Origin of the sequence: Pontivivens ytuae (assembly GCF_015679265.1) — a bacterium.
Taxonomy (GTDB): domain Bacteria; phylum Pseudomonadota; class Alphaproteobacteria; order Rhodobacterales; family Rhodobacteraceae; genus Pontivivens; species Pontivivens ytuae.
On the sequence record NZ_CP064942.1, the window covers coordinates 2,549,242 to 2,571,267 of the forward strand.

Genomic DNA, 22,026 nt, shown 5'->3' on the forward strand with positions numbered 1-22,026 from the left:
TGAACCGTCGCAAGAGCGCCCTCCCGTGGGGAGGGTCGGGCGCTGCCCGGCCTCTCAGCCGGGCGGAAGGGGGCTTCGATGCGCCTTCAGCCCCCCGTCGGCAGCGTCTCGAAGCAGGGGACGTCGTCGGCGACGATATGGAAGGGCTGCCGATCCTCCATGAAGATTGCAGCCTTCGGTCCGCCGAAGGCCGCCGGATCGTCCAGTGTTCCCACCTTCAGCACCACACCGTTGAGATCGGGACGGCGGGTTGTGATGTGTGTCCCGCACGTCTCACAGAACTCGCGGGTCACCGGCTGCTCCAGATCCGGGCGGGCGAAGCGCTTCGGCGCGCCTGTCACATAGGCGAACCCGTCCGGCGGCAGCACCATGAAGTAGTTCGGCCCGCCGCCCGCGATGTGCTGGCAGGCGCGGCAGTGGCACTGCGCCTTGAAGAGCGGCCGGCCCGTCACCTCGTAGCGCAGCGCGCCGCAATAGCATCCGCCTGTCATCGTCATCTGCCATCCTCCCCGAACCGTGCAGCTACCCGCTATTGCGTATTGTGACGCAATTGTGCGGTTGCTAACACTCACGGCGACGCGACCCCCGGCCCGGAGGGACTTTCCATGCCCGAATTCCAGAAGATCCTGATCGCCAACCGTGGCGAGATTGCCATCCGCATCATGCGTGCGGCCAACGAGCTGGGAAAGAGGACCGTCGCCGTCTTCGCCGAGGAGGACAAGCTGGGCCTGCACCGCTTCAAGGCGGACGAGGCCTACCAGATCGGCGAGGGGCTGGGGCCGGTGGCGGCCTATCTTTCGATCGAGGAGATCATCCGGGTCGCCAAGCTGTCCGGCGCGGACGCGATCCATCCGGGTTACGGCCTGCTCAGCGAGAACCCCGATTTCGTCGATGCCTGCGTCGCGGCCGGGATCACCTTCATCGGTCCGAAGGCGGAGACGATGAGGGCGCTGGGCGACAAGGCCTCCGCCCGCCGCGTGGCGGTCGAGGCGGGCGTGCCCGTGGTGCCCGCGACCGAGGTGCTGCCCGACGACATGGACGAGGTGCGCAGGATGGCCGACGCGGTCGGCTATCCCTTCATGCTCAAGGCGAGCTGGGGCGGCGGCGGCCGGGGCATGCGCCCGATCATGAAGCCCGAGGAGCTGGAGGACATGGTCCTCGCCGGTCGGCGCGAGGCGGAGGCGGCCTTCGGCAACGGAGAGGGTTACCTCGAAAAGCTCGTGCAGAACGCGCGGCATGTCGAGGTGCAGATCCTCGGCGACAAGCACGGCAACATCTATCACCTCTACGAGCGGGATTGCTCCGTGCAGCGCCGCAACCAGAAGGTCGTGGAGCGCGCGCCCGCGCCATACCTGTCGCCGACCCAGCGCGAGCAGCTTTGCGAGCTCGGCCGGAAGATCTGCGCCCACGTGAACTACGAGTGCGCGGGCACGGTCGAGTTCCTGATGGACATGGATTCGGGCGATTTCTACTTCATCGAGGTGAACCCGCGGGTGCAGGTCGAGCATACGGTGACCGAGGAAGTCACCGGCATCGACATCGTCCGCGCCCAGATCCTGATCGCGGAAGGAAAGAGCCTGACCGAGGCGACGGGCGTCGCGAGCCAGTATGACGTGAAGCTCGACGGGCACGCCCTGCAGTGCCGGGTCACGACCGAGGATCCGCAGAACAACTTCATCCCCGATTACGGCCGCATCACCACCTATCGTTCGGCCACGGGCATGGGCATTCGCCTGGACGGCGGCACCGCCTATTCGGGTGCCGTCATCACCCGCTTCTACGACTCGCTGCTGACCAAGGTGACGGCCTGGGCGCCGACGCCGGATGCGGCGATCAGCCGGATGGACCGGGCGTTGCGGGAGTTCCGGATCCGCGGTGTGGCGACGAACATCGCCTTCGTCGAGAACCTGCTGAAGCACCCGACCTTCCTCAACAACACCTACACGACGAAGTTCATCGACACGACGCCGGAGCTCTTCGACTTCCGCAGGCGGCGGGACCGGGCGACGAAGCTCCTGAACTACATCGCCGACATCACGGTGAACGGGCATCCCGATGTGGAGGGGCGGCCGAAGCCGTCAGCCCACGCGAAGCTGCCCAAGGCGCCGCGGCAGCGGGCGGAGACGGCACCCAAGGGCACGCGTCAGATCCTCGACGAGCATGGGCCCAAGGCGGTCGCGGACTGGATGCTCGACCAGAAGCGGCTGCTGCTCACCGACACGACGATGCGCGACGGGCACCAGTCGCTGCTGGCCACCCGGATGCGCTCCGCCGACATGATCGCGATCGCGCCGACCTATGCGCATGAGCTCTCCGGCCTGTTCTCGGTCGAGTGCTGGGGCGGGGCGACCTTCGACGTGGCCTATCGCTTCCTGCAGGAATGCCCTTGGCAGCGCTTGCGCGACATCCGCGAGCGGATGCCCAACATCATGACGCAGATGCTGCTGCGCGCCTCGAACGGGGTCGGCTACACCAACTACCCCGACAACGTGGTGCAGTTCTTCGTCAAGCAGGCCGCGGAGTCCGGCGTGGACGTGTTCCGCGTCTTCGACAGCCTCAACTGGGTCGAGAACATGCGGGTCGCCATGGACGCGGTGATCGAGAACGGGAAGGTCTGCGAGGGGACGATCTGCTACACGGGCGACATCCTCGACCCCGACCGGGCGAAGTACGACCTGAAATACTATGTCGACATGGGCAAGCAGCTCCGCGATGGCGGGGCGCATGTGCTGGGCGTTAAGGACATGGCGGGGCTGTTGAAGCCCGCCGGCGCCCGCGTCCTCATCAAGGCGTTGAAGGAGGAGGTGGGCCTGCCGATCCACTTCCACACGCACGATACCTCCGGCATCTCCGGCGCGACGGTGCTCGCCGCGGCGGAGGCCGGGGTGGATGCGGCGGACGCGGCGATGGACGCGTTCTCGGGCCTCACCGCGCAGCCGCCGCTCGGCTCCATCGTCGAGGCGCTGGAGAATACGGAGCGTGCCACCGGCCTCGACCGCGCGTCGCTGCGGCGGGTCAGCGAGTACTGGGAGGACGTGCGCGAGCAGTACGCCGCCTTCGAGACCACGATGAAGTCGGGCTCCTCCGAGGTCTGGCTGCACGAGATGCCGGGCGGCCAGTTCACCAACCTCAAGGCGCAGGCGCGCTCGCTGGGGCTGGAGGAGCGCTGGCACGAGGTGGCCCAGGCCTATGCCGACGCCAACCAGATGTTCGGCGACATCGTGAAGGTGACGCCGTCCTCCAAGGTCGTGGGCGACATGGCGCTGATGATGGTGAGCCAGGGCCTGACCCGGGCCGATGTGGAGGATCCCAAGAAGGACGTCGCCTTCCCCGATTCCGTCATCGACATGCTGCGCGGCAATCTCGGCCAGCCGCCGGGCGGGTGGCCGAAGCCGCTGGTCAAGAAGGTGCTGAAGGGCGAGAAGCCCTCGACCGACCGGCCGGGCGCCCATCTGCCGCCCGTCGATCTGGAGGCGACGCGCAAGGACCTCTCCGAACAGCTCAACGGCTGGAATGTCGATGACGAGGATCTGAACGGCTACCTGATGTATCCGAAGGTGTTCCTCGACTACATGGGCCGCCACCGCGACTACGGCCCGGTGCGGATCCTGCCGACCCATGTCTACTTCTACGGCATGGAACCGGGGGAGGAGATCCAGCCGGAGCTTGCCCAGGGCAAGACGCTCGTGATCCGCCTGCAGGCGATCGGCGACACGACGGAGGAGGGCGAGGTCCGCGTCTTCTTCGAACTCAACGGCCAGCCGCGGGTGATCCGGGTGCCGGACCGCAAGGCGGCGGCGGGCGTGGCGAAGCGGCCGAAGGCGGAGCTCGGCAATGCCGACCACGTGGCCGCCCCGATGCCGGGCGTGATCGCCTCCGTTGCAGTCGCGGCGGGGCAGGAGGTGGCGGAGGGCGACCTGTTGCTCACCATCGAGGCGATGAAGATGGAGACGGCGATCCATGCCGACCGCAAGGGCACGGTGAAGGCCGTCCACGCCCCGGCGGGCAGCCAGGTCGACGCGAAGGACCTGCTCGTCGAGTTCGGCTGAGCCCGCTAGCGGCGGTTGCGCAGGACAACGCCCGCGCCCGCGACGAGGAGCATGACGGCGCCGCCCAGAACGAAGGCGGCGCCGATCCCGAAAACCGCCGCCACGGCCGCGCCGATGAACGGGGCGGAGAGGAGGGCGAGCGTGTTCGCCGCCTCGCTGAGTGCTGTGACCCGGCCCATCCGATCCTCGGCCACGTTGTTTTGCAGGATCGTGCGGAACGGCACCACGGCGAGCGCGGTGGCGAAGCCGACGATCCCGAAGATGACGAGGAACACGGGGCGCGGCATCGCGGCCAGGCCGAGCTCCGCCAGTCCGATCCAGATGACAAGCACGGCTGCGACGAAAGCGCCCGCGCCGATCCAGAGGAAGGGGCGGCGCGGCTCGGGCCCCAGCGCCAGCCCGAGCGCCCCGATCACGCCGCCCGCACCGACGGAGGCGAGCGCAAGACCCAGATCGGTCGGGGTGAAGCCGAGGCTGCGGATCAGAGGTGCGATCAGCGTGTCGTAGAAGAACATCGCGAAGTACCCCGCGGCCATCATCAGCAGTGCGGCACGGACGATGGCGTTGCCCCGGATGTCGTTGAGCCCGGCGCGAAGGTCCTGTCCGAACGAAGGTCTGCTCTCCGCCCCCGCGCGGCCTGGCAGGTTCAGCCGAAGGGCCAGCGCTGCGGCGAGGATCGATACGGCTGCGTTCACGAGGAAGACCTCCGACGCATCGAGCTGCAGCAACAGCGCGCCGCCGAGGGCCGGGGCCACGATCTTGGACGCCTGGTTGATCGCGTGGCTGAGACCGTTCGCGGAGGTCCGCTCCGCCGGCCCTGTCAGCACCTGGATCGCCGCCTGCTTGGCGGGGGTGAAGAAGGTGTCGACCCCGCTGCGCAGCGCGACGAGAGCCAGCAGCACCGGCCAGTCGGGCGCGAGGAACATCATGGCCGTCACGAGGCCGCGCAGTAGGTTGCTCAGGATCAGCACGCGGCGCAGGGCGACCCGGTCGACGACCACGCCGGCGAGCGGACCGAACAGCAGGTACGGTGCGCCAATGCTGACCGCTAGCAGGGCGAAGACGAAGGGCTCGGCCTGCCAGGTGAACGCCAGCAGCGCGCCGATCGCGACGAAATCGAGCCAGTCCGCGAAATCCGCGGGCATCTGCGCGAGGAGCAGTCGGCGCAGTCCTGCGTTGCGGAGGGCGGGCGGTCGTCGCATGGCCGGGCCACGCTAGGCGGGCTGCGCGTTCCCGAACAGGACTTTCGCGGCCCGCAGTGAGTCTTTCCCGCCTCCGGACCCCACATCTTGATCCGTTAACAAATGCTCACCATATCGGCAGTCCTGGTGATCGGGGGGCTCACTCTGCGGCAATTCCCCGCGAATTGGTGGAAAGCCCGACTTTCACCCTTGATCCGATCCCGGTGAAGCCGAAATGATGAAGGGAGCGCTTCCGTCGCGCTCGCCCGCCGTGCTCTCACGCGCGGCGGCAGACGAAAGGACCTGCGGTATGCCGTCATTCTCGAATACACTTGAAGCCGCAATTCACAACGCGCTGGCGCTGGCCAACGCACGCAAGCACGAACTCGCCACGCTGGAGCACCTGCTGCTCGCGCTCATCGACGAACCCGATGCGGCACGGGTGATGACGGCGTGTTCCGTCAACCTCGACCGCCTGCGCACGACCCTGACAGACTTCCTCGACGAGGAGCTGGACGCGCTGGTGAGCGACATCGAAGGGTCTGAAGCCGCGCCGACCACCGGCTTCCAGCGCGTGATCCAGCGCGCCGCGATCCACGTTCAGAGCTCCGGCCGGACGGAGGTGACGGGGGCCAACGTGCTCGTCGCGATCTTCGCCGAGCGGGAAAGCCACGCCGCCTACTTCCTGCAGGAGCAGGACATGACCCGCTACGACGCGGTCAACTACATCTCCCACGGGGTGGCCAAGGATCCGGCCCATTCCGACTCGCGCCCCGTACTGGGGGCCGAGGACGTGAACGAGGAGCAGGCGTCGAACTCTGGCCCTCAGGGCGGCAAGGAGGAGACGGCGCTCGAGAAATACTGCGTCGATCTCAACGCCAAGTCGCGCGTCGGTGATGTCGATCCGCTGATCGGCCGTGATGACGAGGTCGAGCGCTGCATCCAGGTGCTGTGCCGCCGCCGCAAGAACAACCCGCTGCTGGTGGGCGACCCCGGCGTGGGCAAGACTGCCATCGCCGAGGGCCTCGCGCGCAAGATCGTGGACGGCCAGACGCCGAAGGTGCTGGAGAACACCACGATCTACTCGCTCGACATGGGCGCGTTGCTCGCCGGAACCCGCTATCGCGGTGATTTCGAGGAGCGGCTGAAGGCCGTGATGAAGGAGCTCGAGGATCACCCCGACGCGGTGCTCTTCATCGATGAGATCCACACGGTGATCGGTGCCGGTGCGACCTCCGGCGGGGCCATGGACGCCTCCAACCTGCTGAAGCCCGCGCTTCAGAACGGGGGGCTGCGCTGCATGGGCTCGACCACCTACAAGGAGTTCCGCCAGCACTTCGAGAAGGACCGCGCGCTCTCCCGTCGGTTCCAGAAGATCGACGTGAAGGAGCCCACCGTGGACGACGCGGTGAAGATCCTGCGCGGTCTGAAGCCGATCTTCGAGGAGCATCACGAGATCCGCTACACGCAGGAGGCCATCAAGTCGGCCGTCGATCTCGCGGCGCGCTACATCCACGACCGCAAGCTGCCCGACAAGGCGATCGACGTGATCGACGAGGCGGGCGCGGCGCAGCACCTGCTGCCCGAGTCGAAGCGGCGCAAGACGATCACGGCGAAGGAGATCGAGGCGGTTGTCGCCAAGATCGCCCGCATTCCGCCGAAGAACGTCTCCAAGGACGATGCCGAGGTGCTGAAGGATCTGGAGGCGTCGCTGAAGCGCGTCGTCTTCGGTCAGGACGAGGCGATCGAGGCGCTGTCCGCGGCGATCAAGCTGTCCCGCGCGGGTCTGCGCGAGCCGGAAAAGCCGATCGGCAACTACCTGTTCGCCGGTCCGACCGGTGTGGGCAAGACCGAGGTGGCCAAGCAGCTCGCGGATACGCTGGGCGTGGAACTGCTGCGCTTCGACATGTCCGAGTACATGGAGAAGCACGCCGTCTCCCGCTTGATCGGCGCGCCTCCGGGCTATGTCGGCTTCGACCAGGGCGGCTTGCTCACCGATGGCGTGGACCAGCACCCGCACTGCGTGCTGCTGCTCGACGAGATCGAGAAGGCGCATCCGGACGTCTACAATATCCTGTTGCAGGTGATGGATCACGGGAAGCTGACCGACCATAACGGGCGGACCGTCGATTTCCGCAATGTGGTCCTGATCATGACCTCGAACGCGGGGGCTGCGGAGCAGGCGAAGACCGCCATGGGCTTCGGCCGCGACCGGCGCGAGGGTGAGGATACGGCCGCGATCGAGCGGACGTTCAGCCCCGAGTTCCGCAACCGCCTCGATGCAGTGATCTCGTTCGGCGCGCTGCCGAAGGAGGTGATCCTGCAGGTGGTCGAGAAGTTCGTGCTGCAACTCGAAGCGCAGCTGATGGATCGCAACGTGACCATCGAGCTCACGAAGCCCGCCGCCGAGTGGCTGGCCGACAAGGGCTACGACGAGAAGATGGGCGCGCGGCCGCTGGCCCGCGTGATCCAGGAGAACATCAAGAAGCCGCTGGCCGAGGAACTGCTCTTCGGCAAGCTGGCGAAGGGTGGCGTCGTCCGGGTCTCGGTCCGCGACGGCAAGCTCCAGCTCGACATCGACGAGGATGGCAAGCGCCTGTCCTCCAACGACCGGCCCCCGTTGCTGACGGCGGAGTGATCCGGGTGAGGTGATTGGAAAGGGCGGTCCGGTGGGCCGCCCTTTTGGGTTGGGGTAAGGCCCGCGCGAGTTTTCCTTAAACGAGCTGTTCTGCCCGATGCCATCGCCATGCTGCTGGGTGGAGCGCTGCTTCAAAGTAGCACCGCCCCGGACTTGATCCGGGGCCTTTGGCTACTGAGAGATTCGTTCTGAGCGGTCCCGGCGCTTCGGCCGGGACGGTGGTGAGATTTTGATATTTAGGCCCTGCGCGGCCCGGGCCCTTATCGGCCGTCTCTCCGATACCGCCCCTACGCGACCGGCTCTGCATCGCGAGCGGCTCCGGCAACGCAGGCGGGGCGGGCGAGGCAGCGGTCGAGCCAGTCCTGGACGGTGTCACTCTGGGGCAGCGCATCGCGCATCCAAGTACCGAGGCTGGCATAGAGCAGGTCGGCCGCGCCGAAGGTCTCGCCGCTGAGATAGGGAGCGTCGGCCAGCGCCGCTTCGATCCTCGCATGCACGGCGCCGAGGTCGCGGTAGGTCCGTGCGATCATCGGGTCGTCGCCCAGCCCCATGAACTGCGCGATCAGCACCGGTTCGAGCACGGCGCCATAGTAGGCCAGCCAGCCGAGTGCGGCGCCGCGCTGCGGGGTGCCGACCGGTGGCAGCAGCCCGGCCTCGGGGTGCAGGTCACACAGGTGCTGGATGATCGCCGTCGTCTCCAGCACCAGCGCGCCGTCGTGGAGCAGGGCAGGCACCTTGCCGTCGGGATGCGGGTTTGCCGGATCGCGCCCGCCGCTGCCGTCGCGCCGGGTGATGTTCACGTAGCGGACCTTGACCGCGTCCGCGCCCAATTCCTCCAGCAGCCAGAGGATGCGGGAGGAGCGGCTTTGCGGCGCGTGAAAGAGTTCGAGCATGGCGTCACCTCCGGCCTCGGAGGGTAGCACAGGCCGTCAGCGCTGGGTGAACTTCAGCTCGATTCGGCGGTTGCGGGCCAGCGCCTCGAAGCTCGAACCCTCATCGACCGGCTGGTACTCGCCGAAGCCCGTCGCGGCGAGTCGGTTCGGCGGGATGCCCTCGACCTGCTGGAGGTAGCGAACCACCGACAACGCGCGCGCCTGGCTGAGCTCCCAGTTGTCGGCATAGGCGGACGCGGTGCTGACCGGGATGCGGTCGGTATGGCCGTTCACCTGCAGGATCCAGTCGATGTCCTCCGGGATCTCGCCGGAGATCTGCTGGATGACGCTCGCCACGTCGGAGATCTGCTGGCGCCCCTCGGGTCCGAGCTGCGCCGAGCCGATCTCGAACAGCACTTCGGAGGAGAAGACGAAGCGGTCGCCGACGATGCGCACGCCCTCCTGATTGCCGAGGATCTCGCGCAGGCGGCCGAAGAACTCGGAGCGGGCGTTGCGTAGCTGCTCCGCCTCGTCCTCGGCCAGCTCGGCGCGGCGACGCTGGTCGGCGGCGACCTGGGCGAGCGCGGTGTTGAGCTGGGAGCCGAGCGCCTCGATCTGGACCTGGTTCTCCGCATCACGCTCGGCCGCGGCGTCGAGCAGGTTCTGCAGCCCGGAGAGCTGGCGGCGCAGCTCGGCGGTCTGCTGGTTGAGAAGCGCGATCTGCCGACGGGCATCCGCGGTCTCGCTGCGCTGCTCGGTCAGGAGCTGGTTGGCCTGGGCGAGCAGGGCGCGCTGGCGATCGAGCTCGCTGACCTGGTCGGCCTGCGCCTGGTCGCTGATCTGGCGCGCGGCCTCGGCGGCGGCGAGTAGTGTGAGCGTCTCCTCGGCTTCGCGGCGCTGCTCCTCCAGCGCGAGGGTCATGGCGGTGAGTTCGGCATCGGCGTTCTGCAGCCGCTCGCGCAGGGCCTCGGCGGCGGCGGCCTCGGCGAGGCGGGCCTGCTCTTCCTCGGTCAACGCGCCTTCGGCATTGGCGAGCTGTTCACGCAGGCGCGCGGCGGCCGCCTGTTCGGCGAGGAGCGCCTGCTCCTCTTCCGTCAGCTCGGCGCGGGTGTCGGCGAGGGCGGTCTGAAGCTCGGTATTGGCGTTGCGCGTCTCGTCGAGTGCGGCGGAGAGCTCGGCGAGGGAGACCTCCTGCTCGGCGGCCTCGGCGCGCAAATCGGCGACGAGGGCGTCGAGCGCTTCCCGCTGTGCGGCGGCGAGGCGGGCGGCCTCCTCCTGCGCGCTGATCTCGTCGCGGGCGCTGGCGAGGGCGAGCTGCAAGGCTTCGATCTGGCTGATCTGCTCGGTGCTCTCGTCGCGCAGGCGGGCGATTTCCTCGGCACTCGCGGTGAGCTCTTCGGCCTGCGCGGCCGCCTCGTCCCGCGATGCGGTCAGCGAGGCGGTGAGGTCGGTGTTGCGGGCCAGAAGGCTCGCCACCTGCTCCTCGAAGCTCGCGATGCGGGTGGCGGCGTCGGCGGCCTCCGCCTCTAGCGATGCGATGAGGAGGCGCTGCGTTTCTGCCAGTTCGTTGGCCTCATCGAGGGAGCCGGTCAGCGTGCCGACCTCGGTTTCGAGCTGGTCGGTGCGCTGCTGCTCCAGCCCCAGTGCCTCGGCCAGCGTGGCAAGCTCGGTGGAGAGCTCCTCCAGCCGGCGGCCCTGGCCCGAGATCGTCTCCTGCAAGACGAACTGCATGACCATGAAGATCGTCAGCACGAACATCAGCACGAGCAGGAGCGCGGTCATCGCGTCCACGAAGCCCGGCCATATGTTGGCCGTGAAACGCTGGCCCGAACGGCGGAGCAGTGCCATCAGTCGCCCCTCACCGCGGAGGTGAGCGCCGCGATCTCGGCCCGGATCTCGGACACGCTGTCCTGACGGCCCGCGGCCAGTTCCTCCAGCACGCGCAGGAGCTGGACGTCGATGTTCTTGAGGCGCATCCGCGTCTCTGCATCGAGGGCACCCGCTTCTTCTTCTCGCGCCTCGACGGCGGCGGTCATGCGCTCCTGGCTTGCGACGAGGCGGTTGATGTCCTCGCTGGAGCTGCCGTTCTGGCCGCTGTCGATGCGGGAGGCGAGACCGGCGACGACATTGATCAGCTCACCGATGCGGGCGTCGGTTTCGGCCCGCCGCTCCTCGGCCCGGCGCATCAGTTCGCCCAGACCTTCGAGGTCGAAGGCGATGGGGCCTTGCGCGCCGCCTTCCCCCTCGGTCGAGATGCCGATGCGGGTGATGGAGCTCAGCCACTCCTCCAGCTCCATGTAGAAGCGGTTCTGGCCATGGCCCGCGAAGAGCTCCAGGAGGCCCACGACGAGCGAGGCGGCGAGGCCCAGCAGCGAGGAGGCGAAGGCGGTGCCCATGCCGCCGAGCTGGCTCTCAAGCCCGGTCATCAGGCGTTGGAAGACGGCGATGCCCTGTTCGCCCTCGGACGGGGCGAGGGCCTGGATGGTCTCCACCACCGCCGGAACGGTCGTGGCAAGGCCGTAGAACGTACCCAGAAGGCCGAGGAAGATCAGCAGGTTGATGATGTAGCGCGTGATGTCGCGCGCCTCATCGAGGCGGGTCGCCACCGAGTCGAGGATCGAGCGGGTGGAGTTCGCCGTCAGCCCCCGCCGCGCCCGCTGGTCCTTGAGCAACGCGGCAAGCGAGGCGAGAAGCCGTGGCGATTGCACGAATTCATGGCCGGGCCGGTTGAGCGCGAAGCCCTCGATCCAGTTCACGGCGCTGATCAGCGTGAGCACCTGCCAGAAACAGGCGAGCACGCCCACGACGAACACCCCGAGGATGAAGCCGTTGAGATAGATGTTCGCAAAGAACACCGATGCGACCGAGCCATATATCAGGAACGCACCTGCGCCCGTCAGCCCGAGGATGAGAACCATCAGCAGCACCTGGCGTATGGGCTGCGAAAAGTGTGGCTCTTTGTCGGTTTCCAGTATCATACTGCCCCGCGTAGTCCGCTTTTTTTCGCGATCCTACGCGCAGTGCGCGGGCAATCCAACGACGTTCGGCGGTCCCGCGGACGGTCGGCAACATGGTGCCGCATTGTTGCCGCACCGCACTTGTAAGCCATGCGGTCATGGTGTGCAGTTACACCTAATAACAAAACTTATTCGGGATAGTACGTGTGAGACGGTCATCTCTCCTCATGGCCGCGGGGGCGGCAACGGTCATGGTAGCGTCAGACGCCGCCGCGCAAGTCCCCTGCGAGCCCTACATCATTCAGTCGGGCGACACGCTGCGGGGCATTACCGAGCGCGCCTATGGCAACGGCAACTTCCGCCCGATCTTCGAAGCCAACCGGAACGTGATCGGGTTCGACCCGAACGTCATCGAGGTGGGCGACGTGATCGATCTGCCCTGTTCGAACACGGGTACGGCCGCGTCCACGGTCGTGATCGAGGCGACGCCGCCGCAGCCCGCGCCTGAGCGGGTCACCGAGGCGCCTGAGCCTGAGCCCGAGCCGGAAACCACCATCGCGGCCCTGGTGCCCGAGGAGCCGGAGCCCGAGATCGACCTCAGCGGTCCGGCCGACGTGCGCTTCGTCACCTATGACGGAAACGCGCCCTATTCGGGGGCGAACCTGCCGAACGGTGGGCTTGCGACCGAGCTTCTGGAAACCGCCTATGGCCGCATCGCGCCCGATGCCGAGGTGGACACGACGCTCGTCACCGACAACTTCGCGTTCCTCATGGCGATGGGCAGCGAGGCCTACGACGTGGGCTTCCCGTCGATCCGTCCGAACTGCAACGTCATCGAGACGCTGGCGGTGGAGATGATCGAGCTCTGCGCGAAATACGCGTTCTCCGAGCCGTTCCACGAGATCCGGATGACGGCCTGGGCGCTGAACGGCAACAGCTTTGCCGGTGCGTCCGAGCCCGCGGAACTGTCCTCTGCCCGCATCTGCCGGCCCGAGGACCTGTTCACCTTCGATCTGGAGGCCGATCGTCTGCCGGGTCGCGGTGGTGCGCTGGTCAGCCGCCCGGACAATGGCGGCTGCTTCAATGCGCTGCTGGCCGGTGAGGTCGACCTCATCAGCATGCCGTTCACCGACGCGCGCGACATCATCACGGAGCGGGGCCTCAGCGCGCAGGTCGCGCCGGTGCCCGCGCTGGAGCGGGGTGTGACGCTGCATGCGGTCGCCAACCAGTCCAACCCGGACGGCGTGCGCGCCATCTCCCGCCTCAACCGGGGGCTGGAGCAGATGCGCGGCGATGGGCAGTGGTTCTCTATCGTGTCGCGGCAGCTCGCCGCCCGTTGATCTTCGGATGGGCCGCCACCCGGCGGCCCAACTCCTCCAGCTCGACATCGGCGATATCGAGCTCCTTCAGCGCATCCACTGTGGCGAAGAGGTAGTCGGCGTTCGGTCCCCGACCGCCGGTGGAGCGTGCGATGATCTCTGCCTGTTCAGCGAGCGGCAGCCCGCCGGCGTACTGCACGTGGTGCGGGTCCATCACGTAGGTGAGCGCCGTCACGCGCCGCCCGTCGTCGAGATGTACCTCCTGTGCGGTCTCCAGATAAGCTGACGTCACCAGCTCCCGCTCCCGCAGATAGGCGAGCGTCTGCTCCGCCGCGCTGGCCTCCGGACGGAAGGCGACGCCGCGGCAGGACGTGCCGGCATGTTCCTCCAGCGCCAGCACGAGGCCTGGAGCCTCCGGCGTGCCGCGATGCTCGACAGAGCGCATGCAGAACGAGCGGCGAAAGCCTGGCAGCTCGGCAACCTGCCGCTCGGCATGGGCGAAGCCGGGGTTCCACATCAGCGAGCCGTAGCCGAATACCCAGAGTTGCGTGAGGTCCATTGCTTACCGTCCTTTCGTTCCCATGCTATAGGCCGGTCCTGCGCTTGGATCGAGAGGGGGAAGATCGCCATGCAGATGCGCGCGCTCATCATCGTTATCGTGATCGCGGCCCTCGGCTGGTCGGGCTACTGGTGGGTCAGTGCCGACCTGCGCCGCGATGCGGTGGAGACCTGGTTCGCGGCCCGCGCGGCCGAAGGCTGGGTGGCGGAGTATGACGACCTGACCATCACCGGCTTTCCCAACCGGATCGACACGATCCTGACCGGGGTCGAGCTTGCCGATCCGCAGAGCGGGTGGAGCTGGTCCGGCCCGCGTTTCGAAATGCTGACGCTGAGCTACCGGCCCTTCGAGCTGATCCTCGCCTGGCCCGGTGTGCACACGGTCGCCACACCCTTCGAGCGGCTGGCGGTGCAGGGCGAGGTGCTGCGCGCGTCGGCCGCGGTGACCGCCGACGGCTCCTTCACGCTCAGCCGCTCGCGGATCGAGGGACAGGAGGTCTCGGTCGAGAGCACGCAAGGCTGGACGGCCGCGATCGCGCAGGTCGCGGCGGCCACGGATACGGCGGAACCGATGGACGGGACCACGCACCGGCTGGGCCTGTCGCTGACGGAGATGACGCTCTCCGACGACTTGCGCGGCCGGATCGATCCGGGCGATATCCTGCCCCCGATCTTCGACGTGGTGCATCTGGACGCGGTCGCGACCTTCGACGCGGCGCTCAGCCTCACGGCGCTGGAGCAGGACCTGCCGGATGTCGTGGCGCTCGACGTGGCGGATGCGAGTGCGACCTGGGGTGCGCTCGACCTGCGGGCCTTGGGGGAGGTGACGGCGGATCCGCAGGGCCTCGCCGAGGGCGAGATGACGATCCGCGCGCGGAACTGGGAGGAGATGATCCAGCTTGGCGTCGCGAACGGAGCGATTCCCGAAGGCAATGCGCAGGCCGTGGTCTTCGGCTTGCGGCTGCTGGCGCGCACCAGCGGCGATCCGAGCAGCCTGTCGGCACCGCTGCAGTTTCGCGACGGTCTGACCCGGCTCGGTCCGATCATCCTGGGACCCTCGCCGCGCTTGCAGCGGCGGTAGAAGGAGGGACCGTCCCGGCCGAAGCGCCGGGACCGTTCGGTTGCGCTTGGCAGCAAGAGACCCCGGATCAAGTCCGGGGTGGTAGCGTACAGAACCAACCTATCGCCCGGCAGGCCCTCCCGACGGAGATCAGTCCTTCTTCACCCGTCCGAAATCGGGTGCGTCGGTGTCCTGCCCGGCCTCCAGGATCCCGCGGCGGATGGCGCGGGTGCGGGTGAAGTAGTCGTGGAGGTGCTCCCCGTCGCCCTTTCGCACCGCGCGTTGCAGGGCGAAGAGCTCCTCTGTGAAGCGGCCCAGGATCTCCAGCGTCGCACCGGTATTGTTGAGGAACACGTCCCGCCACATCGTGGGATCGGACGCCGCGATCCGGGTGAAGTCGCGAAAGCCCGCGGCGGAGTACTTGATGACCTCGGAATTCGTCACCCGGCGCAGGTCGTCGGCCACGCCGACCATGGTGTAGGCGATCAGGTGCGGCACATGGGAGGTCACGGCGAGCACGCGGTCGTGGTGCGCCGGATCCATCTCGTCGACATTGGCGCCCATGCCCTCCCAGAACTGCCGGTAGCGGGCGACCTCGTCGCGCGGCGCATCATGAGGGGTCAGCACGCAGAAGCGGTTCTCGAAGAGGGTCGCGAAGCCGGACTCCGGGCCCGAATGCTCAGTGCCTGCGAGGGGGTGGGCGGGGATGAAGACGGCGCCCTCGGGCAGATGGGGCGCGACGGCGTCGGTCACCGCCTGTTTCACAGACCCGACATCGGAGACGACGGTTCCGGGCGCCAGCTTCGGGCCGATCTCGCGCGCGACAGCCTCCATCGCGCCGACGGGGACGCAGAGGATGACGAGCTCGGCGCCCTCGACCGCTTCGACCGCCGTCTCCGTCACGCGATCCACGAGGCCGATGCGGGCTGCGGTGGCGCGGGTCTCTGCCGTGCGGGCTGTGCCCACGACTTCCCTGGCCAGCCCGCGCCGTTTCGCGGCCAGCGCGATGGACCCGGCGATCAGGCCGAGGCCGATGAGAGCGACGCGGCGGTAGATCATCGCGCGGCCATGAACCGGGTCAGCGTGTCGGCGACGCCGCGCATCGAGGCTTCGTCCCCGATCGTGATGCGCAGCGAGCCGGGCAGGTTGTAGCCCGACACGTCGCGCACGATCAGTCCGCGCTCGCGCAGGGCCTTGTCGGCGGCCTTCGCGGTCGCGTCGTCGGGGAAGCGGGCGCAGATGAAGTTGCAGTGCGAGGGATCGCTCTCGATCCCCGCGCGGCGCAACTCGCGCGCCAGCCACTCGCGCCAGATCTCTGTCTGGATCACGCAGTGCTCGGTCCACTCGGTGTCGCGCACCGCCGCTTCCGCCGCCGCGAGTGCGGCCGCCGTCACGTTGAACGGACCGCGCACCCGGTTCAGCACGTCGATCACGTGGGCGGGCGCGTAGGCCCAGCCGATGCGAAGCGCGCCGAGGCCGTAGACCTTCGAGAAGGTGCGGGTCATCACCACGTTGTCCCGCCCCTCGACGATCGAGAGCGGCTGATAGCCCGGCTCTCGCACGAATTCCGAATAGGCGCCGTCCAGCACCAAGAGGACATGCGGCGGCAGGCTGTCGGCGAGCCGTGCGATCTCCGCATCCGGGATCAGCGTGCCCGTCGGGTTGTTGGGGTTGGCGACGAAGAGGAGGCGGGTCTTGTCCGTGACGCCGGCGAGAAGCGCGTCGACATCCGTTTCCCGGTTCTTCTCCTTCACCACCACGGGCGTCGCGCCCGCGACCTTGCCGTAGATCGCGTACATCGCGAAGCCGTGCTCGGTGTGGACGAGCTCCGTCCCCGGCCCGGCATAGGCCTGGCAGAGAAGGCTCAGGATCTCGTCCGAGCCCGCACCGCAGATCAGGCGCGCGGGGTCGAGGCCGTGCACCTCGCCGATCGCGCGGCGCAGCTCCGCGTGGCTGCCGTCGGGATAGATGTTGAGACCGTCGCCCACACGCCGGTAGGCGTCGATGGCGCGCTGCGAGGGGCCGAGCAGGTTCTCGTTGGAGCTGAGCTTCACCACGCGGTTCGCGCCGTGAACCTTGCTCTCGCCACCCTGGTAGGGGATCACGTCGAGAATGCCGGGTTGCGGGGCGATCTGGTGGGTCATTTCTAGGCCTTCGCTGGAGGTCGAAGCTCCTCGTAACGCGGGCGCTCGGCCTTTTCCAGCGCTTCGGCGTCGAGATGATGCCGCAGGAAGCTGCCGATGCGGTCGAGCGCCTCGTCGGCCTCCGGCAGCCAGCCGTGGAACAGGTGCCAGCAATGGGGCGTGCGGTTCCAGATCTCCAGCGTGACATCCGTTCCGAAGCGTTCGAGCCGGGCCGCCATGAGGCGGGCGTCATCCTCCAGCACCTCGGCGGCGCTGGCGTGGATCAGCACGGGCGGCGCGCCACGGAACGTGCCGAAGAGCGGCGAGGCGGTGGGATCATCCGCCGGGCCGCCGCCCATGTAGATGTCGCGCGCCTGTCCGATGCGGCTGGTGGGCAGCATCGCCTCGCGCAGCGCGTTGCGGTGATGGCTCTCGTTCGACAGCGTCATGTCGGTCCACGGGCTCATCAGGGCGAGCGCGCCGGGCCGCGGGGCGTCTTCGATGCAGAGGCTGTGCAGGAGCGCGAGGGCAAGGCCGCCGCCCGCGCTGTCCCCGGTCAGGCCGATGCGGTCTGGGGAGAGCCCCTTCTCGAGCATCGCCTGCCAGACGGCCCGCGCATCCTCGACGGCCGCGGGGAACGGATGCTCCGGCGCGAGGCGGTAATGGGGCAGCAGCACGCGCAGACCGGTGCGCTCCGCGAGGGCGGCGGCAAGGTGCCGGTGCGTCGCGGGCGAGCCCATCAGGAAGGCGCCGCCGTGGAAATGGATGATCATCCGGTCCTGCGGCGCGCCGTCGGGTATGATCCAGACGCATTCGATCGAACCATAGGGGCCGGGCACGAAATCGCCGTGCTGGCGCACCGTCTCCGGCCAGCGGAAGACGCGATCCGCGGTGCGCTTCATGCCCGCGCGCAGGCGCATCGGATCGTCGGGTGCGCGCGCGAGCAGCGGCTTCTCGATCCAGCGCAGGTAGGTGTTGAGAAGGGCAAGCTGGATCGACATCAGGTCCGCCGCGCCTCGATGGCCTCCCAGATGCGGGCGGTGACATTGGTGCCGTCGAAGCGTTCGAGCTCCTGCAGGCCCGTGGGGGAGGTCACGTTGATCTCCGTCAGCCAGTCGCCGATCACGTCGATGCCGACGAAGATCTGCCCGTGATCACGCAAGGTCGGTCCGATGGCCTCGCAGATCTCGCGGTCGCGCGGGGTCAGCTCCACCTTCTCCGCCTTGCCGCCGACATGCATGTTCGAACGGGTCTCGCCCGCCGCGGGCACCCGGTTGATCGCGCCGACCGGCTCCCCATCGACGAGGATGATGCGCTTGTCGCCCTTGGAGACGGCGGGCAGGAACTTTTGCATGATCAGGGGTTCGCGGTTGATGCCGGAGAAGAGCTCATGCAGCGAGGCGAGGTTGCGGTCCTCCGGCGTCAGGCGGAACACGCCCGCGCCGCCATTGCCGTAGAGCGGCTTGAGGATGACGTCCTCGTGCTCGGCGCGGAACTCGCGCAGGGTCTGCAGGTCGCGCGCGATCAGCGTGGGTGGGGTGAGGTCGGGGAAGCGGAGCACCAGAAGCTTCTCCGGGAAATTGCGCACCCAGGTCGGGTCATTCACCACCAGCGTGCCCGGGTGGACGAAGTCGAGCAGATGCGTGGTCGTGATGTAGCTCATGTCGAAGGGCGGGTCCTGGCGCAGCCAGACCACGTCCCAGTCGGCGAGATCGACCTCGGTCTCGGGCTCCGCGTCGTAGTGATCGCCATGGGTCCGCCGGAGAGAGACGCGATGGCCGCGCGCGAGCACGCGCCCCTCCCGCCAGCTTAGCCCGTTCGGGGTGTAGACGAAGAGCTCGTGCCCGCGCGCCTGCGCCTCCTCCATGATGCGGAACGTGCTGTCCGCATCGATGTCGACATCGGCGAGCGGGTCCATCTGAACGGCGACCTTGAGCGTCATCGCCTCTCCTTTCCGGGACGGAGCACCCGGAACCGGGCGCTCAGGTATTGTCGCGCCGGCGCCGCGGATCGTCGACGAACAGTACGTGGCTGACCACCTGTTCGACGCCGGAGACCCGGGCGGCCGCATCGGTGACCTTGCGCAGCTCCTCGGCGTCCTGCGCCAGCCCCATCACATGGACCACACCGTTCACCGTTTCAACGCTGTAGTTCACGAACTGCACGTCCTCCAGATCGAGGAGGCGGAAGCGCACCGTGTTGCTGATCCGCGCGTCGTTGGCGAGGTCGCCGAAGCCTCGATCCGCAACGATGAGCTCGTTGATCACGTCGCGCACGTCCTGCACGGAGAGCGCGATCTCCTCCGCCTGCTGGCGCCGTGCCTCGTTCGGAACGGCGCCCAGAAGGACGACGCGGCCCTCGGTCACGTCGGTGGAGACCTGCCCGAAGAGGCTGGCATCCGTCTGCAGCAGCGCATTGTTGATCCGCACCTTGATCTCGGTATCGGTCAGCGCCTCACCGGTGCTGCGTTCCTGGGCGGCGGTGACCGCCCCCGTGGCGATGCCGCCAACCGTCAGCGGAGCGCATCCGCCCGCCGCCAGCGCAAAGGCGAGCATCACGCCCGGCCCCCGTTTGAAGAAAGACATGCTCGATCCCTTTTCCGCCTGTATCCATGCCTCAGTACGGGTGAGCGTTCTCCAGGATCTCGACGCCGCCATGGCGGTCGGCGAGGACCACGTCGAAGCGCAGGTCGGTCCGTGCGCTCACTCCGTGTTCCATGATATAGGCGTTCGCCGCCGCCTCCAAGCGTGACCATTGCCGGGGTGTGATGGCGGCTGCGGCCTCCTCGATCGTGCGGCGGGATTTGACCTCGCAAAAGACGAGCCTGCCGCCGAGTTCCAGGATCAGGTCGATCTCCCCGACGCCGCGCCGCCGGAACCGCCGTGCGACCAGCCGAGCGCCCTGCATCCGGTAGAGCCGCAGGGCGGCCTCCTCGGCCGCCTCGCCGGCTGCGTGGGCCAAGGCACCTCGGCGTCGGCGTGCCAGATCCGGCGACGGTACCGGAATCGGCGGGCGATCTAGCGCCTCAAGGAAATCGAGCTGTCTCGGTTCGACTGACATGACACCGTCAGACCACGATTCCCCTAATCATCCCTTAATCCCAGCGCCATCTTGTAGATCTCCTTGCGGGGGCGGCCCGTCTGCCGTGCCACGGCATCGGCTGCGTCGCGCGTCCGCATGGTTTCCAGCGCGCTGCGTAACAGATCCTCGACGGTTTTGTCGTCGGCGGCTTTTGCTTCGGGCGGGCCGATCACGAGGACGATTTCGCCGCGGGGAGGATCTTCGGTGGTACGCGCGAGGTCCGTGAGGGTCCCGCGCCGCACCTCCTCGAACCGTTTGGTGAGTTCCCGGCAGATCGCCGCATCGCGGGTGCCGCCGAGGATCTCGGCCATGTCGGCCAGCGCGGCGGCGAGCCGGCGCGGGCTCTCGTAGAAGACCAGCGTGGCGGGCACCGCCGCGATCTCCTCTAGGAAGCGCCGCCGCGCGCCGGCCTTCGGTGGCGGGAAGCCCGCGAAGAGGAAGCGGTCCGTGGGCAGCCCCGCCACGGCAAGGGCCGCGAGCAGGGCCGAGGCACCGGGGGCCGTGCGGACCTCGTATCCGGCCTCGATCACCGCGCGGGCGAGTTGCAGGCCCGGATCGGCGACCAGCGGCGTCCCGGCGTCCGAGGCGTAGGCGACGCTTTTGCCCTCAGCCAGCGCGGCTAGCAGCTTCGGCCGCTGCGCCGGGCCATTGTGGTCGTGATAAGGCAGGAGCGGCCGGCCGTTCAGCGCGATGCCGTGGATCTCCATCAATCTGCGCAGGGTCCGCGTATCCTCCGCCGCGAGCACATCCGCGCCCGCCAGCACGTCGAGCGCCTTCAGCGTCACGTCGCGCGCCGCACCGATCGGGGTGGAGACGAGATGGAGGGCAGGTTCGATCGGGTCAGGCATCGGCGGGGTCCACTGGCGAATTCCGGCTTTGCCCCGGCCGGGCCGCAGACTACCATGCCGGTCCCGACCCGCCGGCCTGCCGCGCGGCCCGAACGAGACAGGAGGCGCATGATGCGCGAAACACCGACCGCCGTCACCCGGATTTTCCGCGCTGGAGCGGCCATGGCTCTCGCCGCGCTGGTGGCCGGATGCGTCCAGCAGCCCGGACAGCGCACGACGACCACGCCTACGCAGACCGCGCCAGAGCGCACGGTTCTGGCCCCCGGCCAGGTCGATCCGAACGGACCGGTGCAGGTGGCCCTGCTGGTGCCCACGGGCAGCGGCAATGCGGAGCGGGACGCCATCGGCCGCTCGCTGGAGCAGGCGGCGCGGCTGGCCGTGGCGGATGCGTCGAGCGTCAACATCCAGCTTCAGGTGATCCCGACCGGCGGCAATGCTGGTCGTGCAGGCGGGGCGGCGGCGCAGGCGATCGCGCAGGGGGCCGATGTGATCGTCGGGCCGCTTTTCTCAACCTCCGTCGCGCAGGTGGGGCCGACGGCGCAGGCGGCGGGCGTGCCGGTCTTCGCCTTCTCCAACAATCCCGCCGTGGCCGGGCAGAACGTCTACATTCTCGGCAAGACCTTCGAGGACAGTGCGGCGCGCATGCTCTCCTTCGCCGCGGCGCAGGGGCGCAACCGGGCAGGCGTGATCTACACGCAGGATGCCGAGGGGCAGGCGGCGCTCAACGCCGTGCAGGCCGCGTCCCGGCGGACCAATGCGCAGCTCGTGGCGTCCGCCTCCTACCCCCGGTCACGGGAAGGTATCCCGGCGGCGGGTGAGGCGTTCACCAGCGCCATGACCTCCGCCGGAGCCAATGCGGTCGTGATGTCGGATCGCGGCACGGGCCTGATCTATGCCGCATCCTTCCTGCCGTTCTACGGCCTCGATGTGGACAACGTGCAGGTCATGGGCCTGCAGGAGCTGTCGGGCGGGGCCATCGCGGCCGAGCGTGCGCTGGACGGCGCGTGGTACACCGTGGCCGACCCGGCGCGGGCCGAAGCCTTTGCCGCGCGCTACGCCTCGCGCTACGGCAGTCAGCCGCATCCGCTTGCGGGGCTCGCCTATGATGGTATTGCTGCGGTTGCCGCCCTGATCGCGGAGGCCCGCCAGACCGGCGACTTCAACGTGTTCGCGGCACAGAACATCACCAGCCCCGCCGGTTTCGCCGGGGTGGAGGGCGCGTTCCGCTTCCGGCCCGATGGCGGCAACGAACGCGCGCTCGCGATCATGGAAGTGAGCCGTGACGGACCCCAGCTTGTTGATCCCGCCCCAGCCGCATTCGGACTCGCCGGTTTCTGACC

18 protein-coding genes are annotated in these 22,026 nt (G+C 68.3%); 5 read left to right on the forward strand and 13 right to left on the reverse strand.

Going from position 1 to position 22,026, the window contains the following annotated elements:
• Positions 1-86: 86 nt before the first annotated feature.
• Positions 87-497 carry a GFA family protein gene (locus tag I0K15_RS12525; RefSeq protein WP_196101846.1) on the reverse strand — a complete coding sequence of 137 codons (411 nt, stop codon included), beginning with the start codon at positions 495-497 and terminating at the stop codon, positions 87-89.
• A 108-nt stretch (positions 498-605) separates the two neighbouring features.
• Between I0K15_RS12525 and pyc the strand changes: the two genes are divergently transcribed.
• On the forward strand, positions 606-4,049 hold the full coding sequence (gene pyc / locus I0K15_RS12530) for a pyruvate carboxylase (protein ID WP_196101847.1): 3,444 nt from the start codon (positions 606-608) through the stop codon (positions 4,047-4,049).
• A gap of 5 nt (positions 4,050-4,054) precedes the next feature.
• Here the strand turns inward: pyc and I0K15_RS12535 are convergent, their stop codons facing one another.
• The gene (locus I0K15_RS12535) at positions 4,055-5,251 is read right to left on the reverse strand and encodes an MFS transporter (protein ID WP_196101848.1); all 1,197 of its coding nucleotides are present in this window, start codon (positions 5,249-5,251) and stop codon (positions 4,055-4,057) included.
• 289 nt (positions 5,252-5,540) lie between these two features.
• On the opposite strand from I0K15_RS12535, the gene clpA reads away from it, so the two are divergent.
• Positions 5,541-7,868, forward strand: a complete 2,328-nt coding sequence (clpA, locus tag I0K15_RS12540) for an ATP-dependent Clp protease ATP-binding subunit ClpA (protein ID WP_196101849.1) — start codon at positions 5,541-5,543, stop codon at positions 7,866-7,868.
• A gap of 287 nt (positions 7,869-8,155) precedes the next feature.
• On the opposite strand, the gene I0K15_RS12545 is transcribed toward clpA, so the two are convergent.
• From I0K15_RS12545 to I0K15_RS12555, 3 genes are read right to left on the reverse strand one after another with little or no spacing between them, the layout of a single operon-like run.
• Positions 8,156-8,761: a glutathione S-transferase family protein gene (locus I0K15_RS12545; RefSeq protein WP_196101850.1), complete on the reverse strand. Its 606-nt coding sequence runs from the start codon at positions 8,759-8,761 to the stop codon at positions 8,156-8,158.
• Positions 8,762-8,797: 36 nt separating this feature from the next.
• Positions 8,798-10,588: a peptidoglycan -binding protein gene (locus I0K15_RS12550; RefSeq protein WP_196101851.1), complete on the reverse strand. Its 1,791-nt coding sequence runs from the start codon at positions 10,586-10,588 to the stop codon at positions 8,798-8,800.
• Positions 10,588-11,658, reverse strand: coding sequence for a biopolymer transporter ExbB (locus tag I0K15_RS12555; protein ID WP_230374108.1), 1,071 nt, complete (start codon positions 11,656-11,658; stop codon positions 10,588-10,590). The genes I0K15_RS12550 and I0K15_RS12555 overlap by 1 nt, the downstream gene beginning before the upstream one ends.
• Positions 11,659-11,948: 290 nt before the next feature.
• On the opposite strand from I0K15_RS12555, the gene I0K15_RS12560 reads away from it, so the two are divergent.
• On the forward strand, positions 11,949-13,037 hold the full coding sequence (locus I0K15_RS12560; protein ID WP_196101853.1) for a hypothetical protein: 1,089 nt from the start codon (positions 11,949-11,951) through the stop codon (positions 13,035-13,037).
• Here I0K15_RS12560 and I0K15_RS12565 read toward each other — a convergent pair.
• On the reverse strand, positions 13,006-13,575 hold the full coding sequence (locus I0K15_RS12565) for a gamma-glutamylcyclotransferase (protein WP_196101854.1): 570 nt from the start codon (positions 13,573-13,575) through the stop codon (positions 13,006-13,008). The genes I0K15_RS12560 and I0K15_RS12565 overlap by 32 nt on opposite strands.
• A 69-nt stretch (positions 13,576-13,644) precedes the next feature.
• On the opposite strand from I0K15_RS12565, the gene I0K15_RS12570 reads away from it, so the two are divergent.
• Positions 13,645-14,655, forward strand: a complete 1,011-nt coding sequence (locus tag I0K15_RS12570; RefSeq protein WP_196101855.1) for a DUF2125 domain-containing protein — start codon at positions 13,645-13,647, stop codon at positions 14,653-14,655.
• Between the two features lie 129 nt (positions 14,656-14,784).
• Here I0K15_RS12570 and I0K15_RS12575 read toward each other — a convergent pair whose 3' ends face one another.
• The 7 genes from I0K15_RS12575 to rsmI form a co-directional block, all read right to left on the reverse strand.
• Positions 14,785-15,693 (reverse strand): prephenate/arogenate dehydrogenase family protein, encoded by a 909-nt coding sequence (locus I0K15_RS12575; protein WP_196101856.1) that lies wholly within the window; start codon positions 15,691-15,693, stop codon positions 14,785-14,787.
• On the reverse strand, positions 15,690-16,778 hold the full coding sequence (hisC, locus tag I0K15_RS12580) for a histidinol-phosphate transaminase (protein ID WP_196101857.1): 1,089 nt from the start codon (positions 16,776-16,778) through the stop codon (positions 15,690-15,692). The genes I0K15_RS12575 and hisC overlap by 4 nt, the downstream gene beginning before the upstream one ends.
• Before the next feature lie 2 nt (positions 16,779-16,780).
• Complete coding sequence (locus I0K15_RS12585) at positions 16,781-17,758, reverse strand: alpha/beta hydrolase (RefSeq protein ID WP_196101858.1); 978 nt, start codon at positions 17,756-17,758, stop codon at positions 16,781-16,783.
• Positions 17,758-18,699, reverse strand: coding sequence for a glutathione synthase (gene gshB / locus I0K15_RS12590; RefSeq protein ID WP_196101859.1), 942 nt, complete (start codon positions 18,697-18,699; stop codon positions 17,758-17,760). Before gshB ends, I0K15_RS12585 begins: the two co-directional genes overlap by 1 nt.
• Before the next feature lie 40 nt (positions 18,700-18,739).
• A complete protein-coding gene (locus I0K15_RS12595) occupies positions 18,740-19,342 on the reverse strand; it encodes a BON domain-containing protein (protein ID WP_196101860.1) in 603 nt (200 codons plus the stop codon).
• 31 nt (positions 19,343-19,373) lie between these two features.
• Entirely contained in the window at positions 19,374-19,718 is a 345-nt protein-coding gene (locus I0K15_RS12600) for a YraN family protein (protein WP_230374109.1), read from the reverse strand.
• A gap of 122 nt (positions 19,719-19,840) precedes the next feature.
• Positions 19,841-20,686: a 16S rRNA (cytidine(1402)-2'-O)-methyltransferase gene (gene rsmI / locus I0K15_RS12605; protein WP_196101862.1), complete on the reverse strand. Its 846-nt coding sequence runs from the start codon at positions 20,684-20,686 to the stop codon at positions 19,841-19,843.
• Positions 20,687-20,797: 111 nt separating this feature from the next.
• On the opposite strand from rsmI, the gene I0K15_RS12610 reads away from it, so the two are divergent.
• Positions 20,798-22,024: a penicillin-binding protein activator gene (locus I0K15_RS12610; protein WP_196101863.1), complete on the forward strand. Its 1,227-nt coding sequence runs from the start codon at positions 20,798-20,800 to the stop codon at positions 22,022-22,024.
• Positions 22,025-22,026 lie beyond the last annotated feature (2 nt).